Source organism: Paenibacillus sp. FSL K6-0276, assembly GCF_037977235.1.
Classification (GTDB): Bacteria; Bacillota; Bacilli; order Paenibacillales; family Paenibacillaceae; genus Paenibacillus_AQ.
Map to the genome: position 1 here is coordinate 5,173,731 of NZ_CP150276.1, position 16,531 is coordinate 5,190,261.

General features: G+C 46.6%; 16 protein-coding genes. 5 read left to right on the forward strand and 11 right to left on the reverse strand.

Translation table 11 applies throughout. The features are described from left to right. Nucleotides 1–478: 478 nt before the first annotated feature. The 3 genes from gpmA to MHH52_RS24340 all read right to left on the reverse strand — a co-directional run bounded on the left by gpmA (nucleotide 479) and on the right by MHH52_RS24340 (nucleotide 4,257). Nucleotides 479–1,222, reverse strand: coding sequence for a 2,3-diphosphoglycerate-dependent phosphoglycerate mutase (gpmA, locus tag MHH52_RS24330; RefSeq protein WP_340004887.1), 744 nt, complete (start codon nucleotides 1,220–1,222; stop codon nucleotides 479–481). A gap of 573 nt (nucleotides 1,223–1,795) precedes the next feature. Further along, a complete protein-coding gene (locus MHH52_RS24335) occupies nucleotides 1,796–2,581 on the reverse strand; it encodes an AraC family transcriptional regulator (RefSeq protein ID WP_340004889.1) in 786 nt (261 codons plus the stop codon). A gap of 170 nt (nucleotides 2,582–2,751) precedes the next feature. Next, the gene (locus tag MHH52_RS24340) at nucleotides 2,752–4,257 is read right to left on the reverse strand and encodes a PLP-dependent aminotransferase family protein (protein ID WP_340004891.1); all 1,506 of its coding nucleotides are present in this window, start codon (nucleotides 4,255–4,257) and stop codon (nucleotides 2,752–2,754) included. Between the two features lie 143 nt (nucleotides 4,258–4,400). Between MHH52_RS24340 and MHH52_RS24345 the strand changes: the two genes are divergently transcribed. The 3 genes from MHH52_RS24345 (at nucleotide 4,401) to MHH52_RS24355 (ending at nucleotide 6,769) form a co-directional block, all read left to right on the forward strand. Next, nucleotides 4,401–5,018: a pyridoxamine 5'-phosphate oxidase family protein gene (locus tag MHH52_RS24345; protein WP_340004893.1), complete on the forward strand. Its 618-nt coding sequence runs from the start codon at nucleotides 4,401–4,403 to the stop codon at nucleotides 5,016–5,018. Nucleotides 5,019–5,196: 178 nt separating this feature from the next. Further along, entirely contained in the window at nucleotides 5,197–6,498 is a 1,302-nt protein-coding gene (locus MHH52_RS24350; protein ID WP_340004895.1) for an aminotransferase class I/II-fold pyridoxal phosphate-dependent enzyme, read from the forward strand. 148 nt (nucleotides 6,499–6,646) lie between these two features. Continuing rightward, the gene (locus tag MHH52_RS24355; RefSeq protein ID WP_262495560.1) at nucleotides 6,647–6,769 is read left to right on the forward strand and encodes a YjcZ family sporulation protein; all 123 of its coding nucleotides are present in this window, start codon (nucleotides 6,647–6,649) and stop codon (nucleotides 6,767–6,769) included. Between the two features lie 144 nt (nucleotides 6,770–6,913). On the opposite strand, the gene MHH52_RS24360 is transcribed toward MHH52_RS24355, so the two are convergent. From MHH52_RS24360 to MHH52_RS24380, 5 genes are all read right to left on the reverse strand, one after another. Continuing rightward, a complete protein-coding gene (locus MHH52_RS24360; RefSeq protein ID WP_340004897.1) occupies nucleotides 6,914–8,134 on the reverse strand; it encodes an ABC transporter permease in 1,221 nt (406 codons plus the stop codon). A gap of 1 nt (nucleotide 8,135) precedes the next feature. Then, complete coding sequence (locus tag MHH52_RS24365; protein WP_313638211.1) at nucleotides 8,136–8,882, reverse strand: ABC transporter ATP-binding protein; 747 nt, start codon at nucleotides 8,880–8,882, stop codon at nucleotides 8,136–8,138. Next, nucleotides 8,879–10,384, reverse strand: a complete 1,506-nt coding sequence (locus MHH52_RS24370) for a DEAD/DEAH box helicase (protein WP_340004899.1) — start codon at nucleotides 10,382–10,384, stop codon at nucleotides 8,879–8,881. The genes MHH52_RS24365 and MHH52_RS24370 overlap by 4 nt, the downstream gene beginning before the upstream one ends. Nucleotides 10,385–10,481: 97 nt before the next feature. Beyond that, the gene (locus MHH52_RS24375) at nucleotides 10,482–11,258 is read right to left on the reverse strand and encodes an SDR family oxidoreductase (protein ID WP_340004900.1); all 777 of its coding nucleotides are present in this window, start codon (nucleotides 11,256–11,258) and stop codon (nucleotides 10,482–10,484) included. 28 nt (nucleotides 11,259–11,286) lie between these two features. Further along, nucleotides 11,287–11,742 carry a chemotaxis protein CheX gene (locus MHH52_RS24380; protein ID WP_313638208.1) on the reverse strand — a complete coding sequence of 152 codons (456 nt, stop codon included), beginning with the start codon at nucleotides 11,740–11,742 and terminating at the stop codon, nucleotides 11,287–11,289. 253 nt (nucleotides 11,743–11,995) lie between these two features. On the opposite strand from MHH52_RS24380, the gene MHH52_RS24385 reads away from it, so the two are divergent. Continuing rightward, nucleotides 11,996–12,898: a LysR family transcriptional regulator gene (locus tag MHH52_RS24385; RefSeq protein ID WP_313638207.1), complete on the forward strand. Its 903-nt coding sequence runs from the start codon at nucleotides 11,996–11,998 to the stop codon at nucleotides 12,896–12,898. Between the two features lie 69 nt (nucleotides 12,899–12,967). Beyond that, a complete protein-coding gene (locus tag MHH52_RS24390) occupies nucleotides 12,968–13,777 on the forward strand; it encodes a histidinol-phosphatase (protein WP_313638206.1) in 810 nt (269 codons plus the stop codon). A gap of 283 nt (nucleotides 13,778–14,060) precedes the next feature. On the opposite strand, the gene MHH52_RS24395 is transcribed toward MHH52_RS24390, so the two are convergent. From MHH52_RS24395 to MHH52_RS24405, 3 genes are all read right to left on the reverse strand, one after another. Then, entirely contained in the window at nucleotides 14,061–14,792 is a 732-nt protein-coding gene (locus tag MHH52_RS24395) for an NADPH-dependent oxidoreductase (RefSeq protein WP_340009812.1), read from the reverse strand. A gap of 185 nt (nucleotides 14,793–14,977) precedes the next feature. Continuing rightward, nucleotides 14,978–15,520: a GNAT family N-acetyltransferase gene (locus MHH52_RS24400; RefSeq protein ID WP_340004902.1), complete on the reverse strand. Its 543-nt coding sequence runs from the start codon at nucleotides 15,518–15,520 to the stop codon at nucleotides 14,978–14,980. A gap of 34 nt (nucleotides 15,521–15,554) precedes the next feature. Then, nucleotides 15,555–16,499 (reverse strand): metallophosphoesterase, encoded by a 945-nt coding sequence (locus MHH52_RS24405; RefSeq protein WP_340004904.1) that lies wholly within the window; start codon nucleotides 16,497–16,499, stop codon nucleotides 15,555–15,557. Nucleotides 16,500–16,531: the final 32 nt, after the last annotated feature.

Sequence of the window (16,531 nt, forward strand, 5' to 3'; positions counted from 1 at the left end):
AGGATGAATTTACTTTCAGGAAGGAGTTATTCTCTAAGAATAATTCGCGCTAGCCGCTGTGGAGTAAGGCTTATTCAAGCATCAAGTGTGTTAATGATCAAATCTAAACCGGTTTAGATTTTGCGCATAATTCCCCTAACTCATACTTACAAATTAAAAAGTGCGAAAATGCTCATTAATTCCTCCTTTACTTTTTAAACTCACATTGAATACTATCATCAGAATTATCATCCTAACATAGAAAATCCTCATCGATTTATTGAATATACTCATGTATCACAAATACTTTGAGGTTCCAAAATGCAAATAGGTGTCCCCAAGCGATAGCGGAATGTAGAGAATAGTTCACTTCAAAATAAACGAGAAAAGCAAAAAACAAGGACAACAAGATCAAAGCAAGCCGTCGCAAAAGTAAAAATAACAAGGACAGCCCTGAGTCTGCCCTTGTATCTTTTCATATAGTCATCAATTTTCGCCTTTACACATGTCCCTGCTTAGCAACATCACGCGCCTTGGCGGCAATATGTTCCGGATCTCCTAAATAAAAACGGCTGATTGGATTAATGTCCTCATCGAGTTTGTACACCAGTGGTACTCCGGTTGGAATATTGAGCTCCAGCAGTTCAGCCTCATCAATATCCTCCATAAATTTGATCAACGCTCGCAGCGTATTGCCATGGGCTGAAATGAGCACCCGTTCTTTATTGCGCACAAGGGGGACGATGCGATTTCTCCAGAAATCACCCACACGATGAACAGTATCTTCCAGACTCTCGCCACGCGGGATATCTTCCGGACGAACACTACTGTAGCGAATATCGTTTCTGGCATACCGAGGATCATCCAACTCCAGCAGTGGGGGCCGAACCGATAAACTCCGTCGCCAGAGATGCAATTGTTCTTCACCGTATTTTATCGCCGTTTCACTTTTACTAAGTCCCTGAAGTGCGCCATAATGCCGTTCGTTCAGCTTCCAAGACTTTTGCACAGGAATCCACAGCAGATCCATTTCATCGAGTACATAGTTGAGTGTTTTGATCGATCGTTTGAGTACCGAAGCAAAAGCTAGATCAAACGTATACCCTTCATCCTTCAATAGCTTGCCAGCAGCTTTGGCCTCTTGAATACCCTTCTCGGTTAAATCTGGGTCACTCCAGCCCGTAAACAAATTCTGCACGTTGAACTGGCTTTCGCCATGACGGATAAGCACGATATCGTACATTTTCTCTCTCCTCCCACCTTTAGCTCTGGAACTCTGTCACGTGTAATTTTTGCGCTCCATTACATGAATAATACTCTCCTTAGTAATAACCCTCACTAAAATAAATATCGACTACTAGTCTGTTTGATTGCAGAGTGTGCAACAGATAATCCTTATTTACACTCACAAAAATACTTCATTGTACTTCGTGCAATAGAATTCGAAACTAACCTCATAGGAGTTCATTCTATTGTATAAAATACAACGCGAAGGGCGATAAACCCTTCAGTTTGCAAAAAAAACCGGAAGCCTGTTGGCCCCGGTTATTTACAGTCTTTGGTCATATTCAGCGATTATATACCTGTTTACTCAGTTTAGAACCAGCTATCTATGGCAAAGGCACTCGACTGTTTTAATCGTTTTAAGCGGTTTCTAAAAATCCCTGTGCCTCCACCTTTACAATCTGTGTTGCAGATTCGGCGTCTGATCATCATCCCATGTGTCTCCCCTTCCAAGAAGTTATGTATATCCTCTATAAACTAAAATGGAAAGTATTTACCCTTGGATGAAATAACTGAAACAAAAAATTGGAAATTAGCGGAGCTCAGATGGGCTTTTTCCGGTATACTGCTTGAACTGGCGGCTGAAAAAGAAAATGTCACGGTATCCAAGCGCATCCGCTACCTCAGTAACATTCATTCCGGCGTACAGCAGTAAATGCTGGGCCCGTTCAATCCGGGCACGGATTACATAAGATTGAACAGAGGAGCCTGTAAGCTCCTTAAATTTGATTGAGAAATACCGTGGTGATAACCCTGCACGTGCAGCAAGATCCTCTACGCGATGCGAAATCCCGGGATGTTGGCTCACATAGTTCGCTATTTCATGAATAATTTCCGTCAAATGGTTGCTAGCATAACGTTCTACAGGCTTCACACGGTCCTCTCTAAGCAGATGAATCATTAGTTGCTTTAGAACTAGCTGCCCTTCTTCCTCAGCCGCGTAGGTATCCACTAGGAATAGCCTAACGTAACGAGCAAGCAGATGTTCAAATTCAACCGTTTCTGAAAGCTCGCGATAGGGCAGCGGAATATCCGTCACCTCTCCGGTAACATCAAAATGAATATATGTAAGTACAAGCGGTCTTTGCGGATTATGTGTAGCGCTTGTATGGTCATCCGGACGGAACAAGAAGCAGCTTCCCTTGCCCACTTGGAAAGGTTCTCCGTTACGTACAACCGTCCCTTCTCCGCTCCATACATAGAATAAATCATAATTTTGCAGCGACTTCTCTCTTTTTTGCCATTTCCAGCTTGGTTCGCACACAATCTTCGCCAAAGCAGGTAATATAACAAAAGAGGACGGCGATGCGTGCAGCATAACGTTCCCTCCTAAAAGTTTTGTTAGCATAAGCTACTTTGAGGTACTTCGCAAAACTTGCTTCGTAAGCATTCGCTTAGTTTTGTTAGCATAAGCTCCATCGAAAACTCTTCGTACAAAACTTACTTCGTAAGCATTCGCTTAGTTTTGCTTCCCATCATCATACCTTGTCATGTTGCACTTTGTACATCTTCCCACGCTAGAAATAGGCGCTTTATTCCTTCCTCCAGCTCCACAGCATTCAGATGGGCAAAAGAAAAACAAGCGGCTGGCTCCCCCGGCGAAATTTGATATAACGCCGCATCTCTGAAATCCGTGCCGCGCCTGCGCGCCGCCGCCCGGAATGCCACGAATTCTTCGCTGCTGCGCAGCCACCGCGCATATACTTGCAACCCCGCATCGCCAGGCAGCAGCTCGAACAGCTCCTTAAGCTGTTCCGACAGCAGAGTGCGGAGGATACGGCCACGTTCGCCATAAATGCGGGTCATCCGACGCAGATGACGACCATAGCCGCCAGTATTCATAAACCGCGCCAACGCACGCTGTTCCAGCAGTCCCACTGGCAAGGGCTCATACAGCGCCTTGGCGGCAATAGTCGGCTTCACCAGAGATGGGGGAAGCACTGCAAATCCAAGCCGGAGGCCAGAAAACATTGTGTTTGAGAGGGAGCCAATATACACAACCCGTTCTCCGCGATCTAGCGCTTTTAAAGGTTCGATTGGACGTCCCGCCCACCGGAACTCACTATCATAGTCATCTTCAACAATTACCGCTTCATGCCGCTGCGCCCATTCCAGCAAGGATCGCCTCCGTTCCAAAGGCAGCACCACGCCCGTAGGAAATTGACGACTCGGTGTAACAAATAACAGACGCGCATCCCAATCCTCCGGGATTAGTCCGCTACCATCCAGCTTCCCGCCTAGCATTCGTCCTCCGGTAATTTCCACCGCTCTGCGAATCCCATGAAACCCGGGATCCTCAACGACAGCTGATCCACCAGCATCAAGCAGCAGCTGTGTCAAAATAACGATGCCTTGCATCGAACCGCTAAACAATACGATATGCTCTGCATCCGCACGAATCCCGCGGGTAATCCGCAGATGCGCAGCAATAGCTTTTCGAAGTCCTTCATCTCCTTGAGGTGGACAAGTGCTTTGCAGAAATCCTCCTTCCTTCCCTCCGGCATAAGAAAGCGCTCTGCGCCATTCGGAGTAAGGAAAATGCTCCATCCGCATACCGCTGCTCAGGAAACTCACTACGTTCTCTTTACTTTCCTCATATAAGGGTGTCGGGCGCGCTAGCAATCGTTTCCCCCATACTGAAAGTGGAATCGTAGACTCGAATGCAGGGCCTCCCCCAGCAGCATCTTCCACCTCACCCAAAATCGAATTTTCACGTTTACTATCACCAGAAGCTGAAGAGAAGCTATCTTCCGATACGAATGTCCCCCGCCCAGTTACTGTTCTTACATAACCATCAGCGAGCAACATGTCATACACCTGCGCGACCGATCCGCGCGACAAACCATAGTGCATAGCAAGACTTCGTGTAGACGGCAACTGAGTGCCTCCCGGGAGGGTTCCCTCCAATATTGCAGCGCGGAGCGCGTGATATAGCGCTAAATATTTGTAGCGGTGTACGGCCAGATATTGATCGTATGCCAGCGTAATGTTCATTGTTCCCCTCCTTGGCCAGCAAGTGGTCCATTAAAAACCATCTTAATTGGTCCTTTTTAATTGTCAACCACTCTACTATTCTTTAAAGAACATTTACATTGGAGCAAATGCTCTACACTATTAAGAAAGAGGACGTGATCTCTATGCGCAGAAAAGAATTTAAAGTAGATCAGGAGGAAGATTTGGTCTCTTTTCTAGACGGAATGAGCTTCGGTTTTCTCGGGACAAGCGATGAACAGGGGCTACCGCGGGTGACACCGCTGAATTTTGTATATACAGGTGGGTGTTTCTATTTCCACGGCAGTCATGCTGGCGGCAAAATGAAGGCGATCCGTAATCAGCAGAGGGTCTGCTTTACCGTAGCGGATGAGTATGCACTGATTCCGTCTTATTTTAGCGATCCAGAGATGGCCTGCCCAGCAACCGCGTATTTTAAAAGTGTTACAGCCTACGGCACAGCCGAGCCCGTCGAAGACATTAGCGAAAAAGCCATCGTACTCTCCTTATTTATGAAAAAACTCCAGTCCGAGGGGGGCTATGATCCCATTGATGCAGAGGACCCTAAATACCGTCCCCGTCTAAAGGGAGTCGCGGTTGTGCGTATTACCCCCGATGAGATCACGGCGAAGTTTAAGTTTGGGCAGAATTTGAAAGAAGAAGGACGTTCTGGGGTCATTTCCGGCTTATCTGAAAGAAATCACCCACGTGATGAAGAAACCATTGAAATGATGAAAAAATACTGTCCCTACCACTCCGAATAGTTGATACGGATAAAGCAGTTTCTCGTACAAAATAAGCACTGAGTATAGTGTGAAACTTAAACTTCCTTAAATTTTTAAAAAACGTATCTTTCCAAGTGACGGTTGCAAGCGGCGGTGATATAATGTTAGGCAATGTTAACAGTATGTATCCCCAAAGAACCCTGGAAGGATGAAACTGATGAATCCACTAGCTGGACAATTAAACGAAAGTATCAAAGCAGGAAATGAACATGTATATGATATGCTCTCTATGCTAGGCAAAGAAATTTACTTCCCTAAGGAGGGCATCCTGAGTCAATCCGCTGAAGCAGGAGCTCACGCCAAGAAATACAACGCAACCATCGGTATTGCTACTGAAGGCGGCGTGCCTATGCACCTCGGCGTCATTCAGGATAAACTCTCCGCTTACAGCCCTAAGGATCTGTATAGTTACGCTCCTCCAGCAGGTAAACCAGAGCTGCGTACTGTATGGCGTGAAAAGATGCTGCGCGAAAATCCATCGCTAGAAGGTAAAACCATCAGCAATCCTGTTGTAACCAACGCCCTGACTCATGGGCTTAGCATTGTCGCTGACCTCTTCGCAGAGCCAGGTGACGCTATCATCTACCCAGACAAGAACTGGGAGAACTATGAATTAACCTTTGGAATCCGCCGCCATGGGGAGACTGTTAACTATCCACTTTTCACAGAAGAAATGACCTTTAACAGTGCGGGTCTTGAAGAAGCACTTCTGGCTCAAAAAGAACGCGGAAAAGCGATCGTTCTGCTGAACTTCCCTAACAATCCTACAGGATATACTCCAGGGATTAAGGAAGGCGATGAAATCGTCGCAGCTATTCTTCGTGCGGCTGAGGAAGGCATTAACGTGGTTGTCGTAAGCGATGATGCCTACTTCGGACTTTTCTTTGAAGACTCACTAAAGGAATCATTGTTCGGTAAGCTTGCTCATCTGCACCCACGTGTGCTTCCAATCAAAATTGACGGTGCGACCAAAGAAGAATTCGTCTGGGGCTTCCGTGTTGGCTTCATCACTTATGCCTCGGAAGACAAGGATCTTCTGGCTGCATTGGAACAAAAAACACTAGGTATCATCCGCGCTACCATTTCCAGCGGTTCGCATCCATCGCAAACCTTTGTACTGGACGCGTTGAAATCTCCACAATTTGAAGAACAGAAGGAAGAGAAGTTCCAAATCATGAAAGGCCGTGCGAATAAAGTAAAAGCGCTGCTCGATAGTGGCAAATACGGCGATGATGTATGGACGTATTATCCTTTTAACTCCGGCTACTTCATGTGTCTGAAGCTTCACACCGTTTCGGCTGAAGCCCTTCGACTTCACCTGATCCATAATTACGGTCTGGGCACTATTGCTCTCGGGGAAACTGATTTGCGTATTGCCTTCTCTTGTATCGAAGAAGATCAGCTCGAAGATCTGTTCGATCTTGTATACGCAGGCGTTCGGGATCTGGAAAAAGCTTAACAAATCTTTCATATTACCTACAATCAGCTCCGCTTCTGCGGGGCTGATTTTTTTGTAGTCCACTCCGGCATTGGCCTATACATGCTTCTCTCTCCGCACATACAATACGATGTACTCAAGTACAACTCACACCGAAAGGGGAATGAACATGAGCGAAGAAGTAAGAGGCGGACATGGTTGCTGTCACGGAGGTAGCCCTTTCACAAGTACTGGCGCCATTCTGGTTCTCTTTATCTTGTTGGTTATCATCAGCCGTTCACTCTTTGTCTAACCAGCGGTGACAGTCTAGGGAGAGAGCCTTGAGCTCTTTCCCATTTCCCCGTGGTACATGTCATTCCCCATAAAAAAAGGCTCCCTCATCCGTAGAATTCTCTACTTTTGAGACAGCCTCTTTATTTCGCTATGAAATAGCTTCCTACAAATCCTCGTCATCCATCCGTGCGGCTTTGCGGGACAAGTATCCCTTAAACAGAAAGGATACCAGAAACCCTGCTGCAAATGTACCAATCACTGGTAGTAGACGGTCGCCTATAGAGGCTAGGAATGGTAAGCCAAGGATCAGTGCCACTATCAGGTGCGCGCGGAATACGAATTGTGTTGTGTTATCTGCCTTACTGCCTTCAGGAAAGGGATACACTGTCAGCCAAAAAGACTCACTATGCAATTTACGAAGTGCCGACAACTGCACACCAATAATGAACAGGAAGAACAAATAGATGGCGGTGCCAAAGTAACTGTCACGGTTCAACCAATTCAGCAGCAAGGCCAGCACCGAAATCCGCATAATGATTCCGAAGATATCTCCCCGGGCGAAGCTTTTAGTCAGCAAATAGCGGTAAGCCGTATCCTTGCGCCAAGGTAGCCGAGCGCCCCATTTGGAAAGATAACGACGAGGATATACCCGTTGCTCACGGCCCGGTACATCAACGAACCAGCCCAGAACCATCAGCGCGCGTCCACCTTGATTCTTTTCCATGCTGATTAGTCTTTCCCACGGCACGGCGTGACGTCCAGGTACGGACAGTGCAACAAGATAGGCTGCTGCTAATAACACCATAAATATCAGACTTCGGCCGGCAGGCTGCCACAACCAAGCGGCAATGATGAGTCCTCCTACCGCCCAGCGTAAGAAAGTAAACACACCTGCCATCGGACGCGACAGCATAGCCACCTCTTTCCATAACCCGTAGCTCGCGATCAGCTTCACAGCTATCAGAATCAATACTGTAAATAAAAGTCGCTTAGGAGAGTCATCTGTACGTATGTACAACGGCCAAAGGGTAATGAGTACGAATAACAATCGAATAATCTTCCATACGTTCCCACTTACCCAGGAAGGCGCAAAATATTCCTTCATTCGGTGACCTTGGGGCAGAAGAAAGATCGTATCCGGGGTCTGCAAATAGGTTCGGAAGCTGCTATGCACTGCTGCAGGCAGCAGTATTGCAAGCATAATCCAGCGAATGGGAATGCCTTCAGGTACATTCTGTAACAGCGATGTATACCAAGCCGAGAAGACAATCAACACGAAGAGGAAGACCATAGCCACGCCGCTTTGAATGATATATCCCACATAAGGAAGCATACTTCCCATGAATCGACCTCGCCGAGTGCGCCGCAGCTCTTTCAAATCCATATTATTTCCCTCCCTGAACCAGCTCGTAGAACAGCTGCTCCAAAGTCAGCCCCTGTAGTCCAGTGGTTGCCGCAATTTCTTCCAGCGTTCCTTGAGCAATCACCTTACCTTTATGCAGCACAATAAAGCGGTCGCAATAATTCTCAATGGTAGAAAGAATATGAGAGCTAAGCAGAATAGAGGATCCTGATTTTTTCAGATCCATCATGAAATCAAGCAGGGAGCGAATACCTAACGGGTCCAGTCCTAAAAAAGGCTCGTCGATGACATATAACGCAGGGCGCGCCACAAAAGCGCACATGATCATGACCTTCTGCTTCATTCCTTTGGATAGATGGGTCGACAGCGTGTCCATCTTATCCTCCATATGGAACAGCTTAGCTAGATGCAAGCTACGGGTCTCGTAATCACTTTGTTCTACCCCATACGCTCTTGCTGTAAATTCAACATGCTCACGTACCGTCATTTCATCATATAGAAGAGGCGATTCTGGCACAAAAGTCAAAGCATTGTGATATCCGATTGGATCTTCAGCACGAGTCTTGCCCTTTACTGTGATATCGCCCTTGTGGGGCGACATCAGTCCTAGAATATGCTTCATCGTCGTACTTTTTCCTGCTCCGTTTAAACCAATCAATCCAACCATTTCGCCAGGCTGCACCTGAAGCGCAATATCATGCAGCACCGGCTTATTCAGGCTGTATCCACCACTGAGGCCCGTAATTTGCAATACGGGAGAATTATTCATTGACCGTCACCTCTCGGAGTTTTGTCTTTCAACCACTTTGGTGCTCCCTTATTCTTACGATTCTTTTCACGTTCCGCATTGCTGCTGCGCTTACTACGTGCAGGAGTGGTACCTCCGCGCGCGCCTGCGGAAGGATTCACGCTACGCTCCGAATCGCGCTGTTGTTCTCCGCTTGCCTCACTTGTATGGATCGTAGCCAGTCTTTTGGCAGGTTGCTGCCCTGTGCTGGTTGTAGACGGCTGAGTACCTGCATTCCCAGATGTTCGAACCTGCGGATTGCTGCTACGCGAAGGAGCCCCGTCGCGGCGTTGTCCGCTGGTTTCATTACTACGTCCTCGTCCATTATTCAAAGAGTTCCGCGCCTCATCTGCTGCTAGCACCTTGCCACCGACCATTTCCCGTTCTTCAAGGGCAATATCCAGTTCACGGGCAAATTTACGCATGATAAAGGTCTGCTGCTCTGTCACAATCGTTACGGATAATCCGCGTTTTCCCATCCGACCTGTACGACCAGCACGGTGTACATAATGCTCCGAATCAAAGGCAGGATCGAAACTAACTACCAGAGACAGGTTCTCAATATCCAGTCCTCTGGCAGCCACATCACTGGCAACGAGCACACGGAATTTTCCCTCGCGGAAACGAGACAATACATTACTGCGCGTTACTTTATCAGCATCACCGTAAAGTGCAGCTGCGGTCAGTCCAAGATGGTTCAACTTCGCCTCTACCTCTGCAATATCATCAGTAGCATTCACGAACACAATCGCTTTATCTGGATTGTAATGGCGAATCACCCGCCGCAGCATGTCTATTTTGTTGCGTTCTTCAGCAACAACATAATGATGTTCTAGACTTTCAGCCGTCATTACACCAGGAGCAATTCCGACCTCGGCTGGGTTCTTCATTTCACGATTAGCCAATGCTTTCGTCTCCGGTCCAATCGTTGCTGACAGCATAACCAATTGACGCGAACGCAGCGCACTACTAACGATTTTCGTTACCTCGCCGGCCCCGCTAAGCTGAAACATTTGGTCAGCTTCATCTAGAACAATTGTGCTGACTTCATGCATCTTCAACTTGCGAAGTCCAATCAGTTCCCGGATTCGGCCGGGGGTTCCCACGACAAGCTGTGGATGCTCACGTAGTTTGTCAATCTGGCGTTTGATTGCTGCTCCTCCAATGAGTCCCATCACCCGAATCCCGCGGTGTTCGCCATAGCGTTCCGCCTCGCGTAAGATTTGCATCGCCAGCTCTTGTGTAGGGGCGAGCACCAGCTTTTGGACCACCTTCTGCTCCGGGTTAATTGTTTGAAGCAGAGGCAACAGATAGGCCAGGGTCTTACCCGTTCCTGTCTGGGAAGCTGCAATAACATCTCTTCCCTCCAGCAGAAGTGGAATCGTCTGCTCTTGTACCGGGGATGGGGCGTTAATGCCGAATTCCGACAATCGGGCAACGAGGTCTTCCTGAATGCCGATAGCCGCAAAAGAAGCTTTATTCATAAGTGTAATTCATCCTTTTCGCTTGAGATAATATCTTCATTATATGCCAAAAAGGCCTCTCCACCAAATGGAAGGCCAATAATGCTACCAGTAGGCTCTATTTTCTGTTCATCGCATTATATGTAAGCTTGTCCGCCAGGCGAGGAAACAGACCATAAAGCCGAATACCAAACCCTGCTAGACCCGGAAGATCGATCTCTTCTTTGCCAGTTTCCATGACCTTCACGATCTTAGAAGAGACATGTTCTGGCGTCATCATCATCCGAGCTACGCTCTTTTCATAGTTTCCGGAAGGGTCAGCCGTTTTGAAAAAGTCCGTAGCAATCGGACCAGGGTTCACAGCCGAGACGACAATTCCGCTCTTCCGCAGCTCCTGTCGGAGCGCATTCGTGAATCCAAGAACAGCATGCTTGGTAGCTGTATAGGCCACAGATTTGGCTGTGCCGATCTTCCCTGCCATGGAAGCCACATTTACGATCTGGCCACTTCCCCGCTCTAGCATATGTGGAACCACAGCCTTCGTACAGCGAACAATCCCCATGTAGTTAACATCCATCATATCATCAAATTCATGAGGCTCCATCTCTGTAAAAGCAGCGAATTTACCGTACCCGGCGTTATTTAGCAAAATATCAACTCTACCGTAAGTCGCTAAAATTTGAGCAAAGGTCTCTTGAACACCCTCGGCATCTGTTACATCGCATGTATACAGTCCAAAAACGCCCGGGATACCGGCCGCTGTTTCTTTCAGCTTCGCTTCGGAACGTGCCACTAGAACGGGAATAGCACCCTTCTTACTAAGCATTTGTGCGGTTAATGCACCAATGCCACTTGACGCTCCTGTAATCACAACCACCTTATCTTTGAGTACCATAAAAAGTATTTCAGCTCCTAACTCTTGCCTAAGAGATCATCACCTGAATATCCATCTCTCCGACCCCATCCATCAATAACGGAATACTAAGCGCTCTGCGAGGTAAAAAGGACATGCTCTCTAGCTTCATAATTTGAGGTGGGCTTATATCTACTGTAACTCCCTGATTATATAGAATCGTACTGGCATTCCCACTGATCATATTCCCCAGCTCTGAAATTGCACTCTGACCCATCTCATCCATCTCCGTAATCACATAGCCGCCCATCATAATTGATACCATTCGCAAGGCTACCTGCTCCGCGATACCAAATATAATATCTCCGCTCAGCTGACCAGTCATTCCCACTTGAATCCATATATGATTATCGATCAGTTCAATTTCTTTAATACCTAAATTCCCAGTAGAAGGCGAGACCTGAATCACTTGTTCTATAACTGTCCGTGCAGACTCTAAAAACGGATTAATTACTTCTGCTTTCATGAAAATCCAGTCTCCCCCTTTATCGTGCTTTAGTCATATACCAAAAGTCCCATGCAATATGGATTTATTATACTTTATATATCGGCACAATTCAGCAAAAATTAATGTACATGTCGAATTCAAACCCAAGTTTGTTTATGCCTCAACATTGCTCTGTCGGGTATTATCTCCTATAATTTAAATCAAATGCCAACATGGAACGTAAGAAATTATCAAAATCAATTCTTATTCGATTGTCCAAAGGAGGTATTCTATGAACATCAGCCAGCTGGAGACACTTATAACGATCTCCAAAACGATGAGCTTTCGCAAAGCAGGAGAACTGCTTAATTTGACCCAGCCAGCGGTTTCAGCACAAATCAAGAGCCTTGAAGAAGAGTTCAAAACACAGTTGGTTGACCGGAACCAGCCTGTTACGTTAACTGATAAAGGAAAAGTATTTCTGGAGCATGCGGAACAAATTGTGACGATTGTTGAGGAACTTAAGGAACGACTTATGGATCTTGAAGATAATCCCCAAGGTCATATCATTCTCGGTACAACGACCTCTATCGCCATTCAAATTTTACCGCGTATTTTGTCCTATTTTAAAGACCAGTTCCCTCATATCAAAACATCCATTTCCTCTATGTCTTCGTCTCAAATTTATCAACATGTCGAGAACGGCATCGTCGATGTCGGCATCGGTTATTTGATCGGACGTAGCCCGAGCACGACTACTTCCATCCTATATTATGATACGTTCGAGTTGGTGGTCTCTCCAAGACACCCTTTGGCTCAAGTAAAAACCGCAGGTATAGAAGCCCTAAGCAAAACCCCGCTAATTCTGCTTTCACCGGATACAGTGGGCCGTAAATTCGCCGATGAAGTATTCTCCAAGCATGGCATAGAGCCACAGGTAATTATGGAACTGACCAGCAGCGAGGAAGTGAAACGGATGGTAGAACTCGATTTGGGTGCAGCCATTATTTCCAAGCAGTCAGTGACCGCTGAGGTTCGAGCCGGTTCCCTCAAAATTGTGCCTATTATTGAATTGGAGGTCACACATCCTGTAGGTGTCATAACGAAGTCTGGAAAATACGTGAACTCTGCCATGAGACAGTTTCTTAGTGATCTCAAAGGTATGCCGGAGACACAGTTTATTGGGTCTGAGTAAAATAACCCACAAAGTGGAATCGATACTTCTGAGCTTATTGCATAACCTTGTTTAAAGGAGATGTTCTTGATGAAATTTGACCTGCATACACACCATTTCCGCTGCGGCCATGCAGACGGAACGATTAGAGATTACATCGAAGCGGGAATTGCAGCTGGTTTGGGAGTCATAGGTATTTCTGATCATACCCCCTATTTCGGAAGTCCTTCCGAACAGGCTTTTCCCCAAATCGCTATGGCTAAATCTGAATTTGCTAATTATGTTGATGATGTTCTTTCCCTCAAAAAAGAGTACGAAGGTGTGATCGACGTTCTGCTAGGCATCGAATCAGACTACTTCCCCGAGCATGTCGAGCTATACCGCAAGACATTATCCGCCTACCCTTTTGATTATGTAATTGGATCGGTACATAGTGTTGGTGGCGTCAGCATCTTTAACAAAGGTCGCTGGAAAGGGCTTAGCAAGAATGAACAGATTCGTGTGAAATCTGATTATTACCGATTGATTGCTGATTCCGCCCGTAGTGGCATGTTCCAAATTCTCGGACACATTGATGCGATGAAAGGGAACTACCCGGCCTTTTCTGAAATTCCTGCTCCCAAGCCGATTGATGATTGTCTGAAAGTGATCAGTGAATTTGGCGTGGCGATCGAAATTAATACCTCAGGTGCAACCAAGCTGGTTGGCGGCTGGTATCCATCAGAAAATATACTTGAGCGCGCACTACATTTTGGCGTAGAGGTTACATTTGGTTCGGATGCACATAAGCCGTCCCGGGTCGCAGAAGATCGGGATGCGGTAGCCGCACAGCTCAAAGCGATAGGTTTTACACATTGGGTTTATTACAAGCAGCGCGAGAAAATCAAAGTTTCTCTGTAATTAAGAAGAAACGACGTTGTCGTCTTTTATAGACGATAACCGTTTCTCGTAAAAATATAAGGATAATGTATAACGTGAAACTTATACTTTCTTATATTTCAAGCATAAACGCCTTCAGTGTCCCTGTAAGGACGATAAGCGTTTAAGCGAGAAATATAAGACATAAAGTATGGTGTGAAACTTATACTTTCTTATATTTAAACAAATGCACCAAGCGTTATTGGTTTAGTGGTGGGGTTCACCCTCCGTTAAACCAATCTCAGCTTGGTGCATTTTCGTTTATTTATACGTTATCGCAAGTAAATCCTTGTTTCTTCAGGGTGCGCTTCGCATCTCCATATTCCGGATTGATATCGTAAAAATGAGCAATCGTGCTCGTCCAATCTCTCTCCGTTAATCCCTGCTGCTGTAATGATTCACGGTGAGTTAGATTATACGCCTCCAGGAGACCTTGCACATCCGGATTGTATTGTTCCTCATGAAATACAGCTTCCATCGGCAGCCGCGGCTTCTGAGAGGCCTCTTCGGCTGGATATCCGACACAGAGCCCGACGATAGGGAATACGTACTCCGGCAGCTTCAACAGATCAATAACGCCTGCTGTATTGCGGCGGACACCCCCAATTGGGATGATCCCAAGTCCCATGGATTCTGCCGCTGCAATCGCGTTAGCCAATGAGATACCGACATCTGTAGCTCCAACCAAGAGAGCATCTACATCTTTTACCGCTTCAAAAGACTTGCCTTCCAGCCTACTAGCTAATTTAGCTCTGTAGAAGTCCATGCAGAACACCAGAAAGACGGGTGCTGCAGCTACATGCTTCTGATTTCCGCACAAGACTGAAAGCTGCTGCTTACGCGCAGGATCTTTGATAGCTACAATTGAGACCTGCTGTCCATGAACCCATGAAGGTGCGGCTTGGGCCGATTCAATCATTGCCTTCAGCTTTTCAGGCTCTACAGGCTGGTCTGAATATTGCCGGAAAGAACGGTGATTCTTTAATGTTTGTACCACTTCATTCAAGATGTTACGCCTCCTTGTCCATTCCATTCGATTGTATGATAATCATAAACGATCGAATTAGGTCCTGACAAAAAAAATGGACCCGAATCATCGGGTCCCAAAGCATTTATATTTTTAAAAGGGGGTCATGTACTTAGTTTAACCGGACACTGTTAGAGTTTCATAACGGCATTATTTCATTTGTGTAACAATGTGAATACTTTCATTACATCGTCCAAGGAGCCCACTCTCGGCACCACCCGTTCCAACATCATACCGTTCTTAATCATTACACGTTCAGATCCAACATTATCTCCCCTGCAGCGTCCTTCGATCTTTGTTATTCCAAGCGTATGAACACTGTAATTCAACAGTAAGCCAACAGCCTCTGTCGCCAGACCGCATCCCCACCACGCCGGGTCCAGCATATATCCTAGAGTGGCCTTGCCCTCACGGCGATTCCAATGCTGCAAAGCAACAATACCGATCAATTTCTGCGGCTCCTTCAAATAGATTCCCGCATGAAGCGCACAAGGGTCGAATGCGAATAACATTCGGTTCACTATCTTCTCCACCTGAGCATTGTCTGATCCAGCACTAGAGCGTATTTGAATATGAGTCTGCACTTCTGGATAGGAGAGCAGTTGCTGTAAAGCACTGGCATCCTCGGGCAGGATCAGCCTCAGGTCAACCGCCACACCTTGTTGTATCTGGAACGATACTGCCTCATAGGTACTCATATTCTCTCCCCCTCCGTACAGCTAAAAGTTCAGCCTATCCATCCGATGAATGGTGCAGTGTCAGCACCGTTAATTCAGGTCTACAAAGAAAACGAAAAGGCATGACTGTTTCGCCAAAGCCTCTATTCACATACACTGGCATGCTCTTGGCATCTGTATAATACAAACCATTTATGTATTTTTGGGATCCATAAGGGGTGAATGGCGCACCTAAAAGCGGCATGCGAATTTGTCCACCATGGCTGTGCCCGGATAGCTGTAAATGAAATGAATGAGCCTGTGCTGTATCTGCATAATCCGGTTCATGCATCATCAGAACGGTAAAGGTTCCTGCAGGCACACCACTGAGTGCCTTCACAGGGTCAGGCTCGCCATGCAGCAGATCATCCAGTCCCGTCACAGCCATAACGGCACCGCCCCTTTTCAGAAGATAGGCTTCATTCCTCAGCACCAGAAAGCCAGCAGAGTTCAGCAGCTCGGTAATTCGCTTCGTATTCTTATAGTCATGGTTGCCTAGAATGGCATATTTTCCCAGAGGAGCATTCAGCGCTGCTAGAACAGATACGGATTCTACAAGATCCTCAGGATTGCTATCAACGATGTCACCGGTAAAGCAAATGAGATCGGGTTCAGCTTTGATTATACGTTCTGCAAGCCGAGCTAGATCACGGGCATCCTTATTAAACCCAAGATGAGTATCACTGAAATGGGCAATCTTCATGCCTGAAAAAGCGGAAGGAAGATCTTTGAAAGACAACTTCAGCTTAGTAACCTCAATCCAGTTAGGCTCCCCTTGCCAAGCGTAACCACTTGTAAGCAAGCCAGCGCCGATTACAGTGGCCGCACCCCGAGCTAGGAACTGGCGGCGGGTCATTGTAGTCTTGCCCTGAGATCGCCGCCCAGAGGTGCTATAGTGGGTGTCTCTACCCGAATGATTGTTATCCTTATCGGGAGAAGCCCCAGACGATTGTATCTTCATACGGAGATTCTCCTTTCTGTACCTTATCCCCG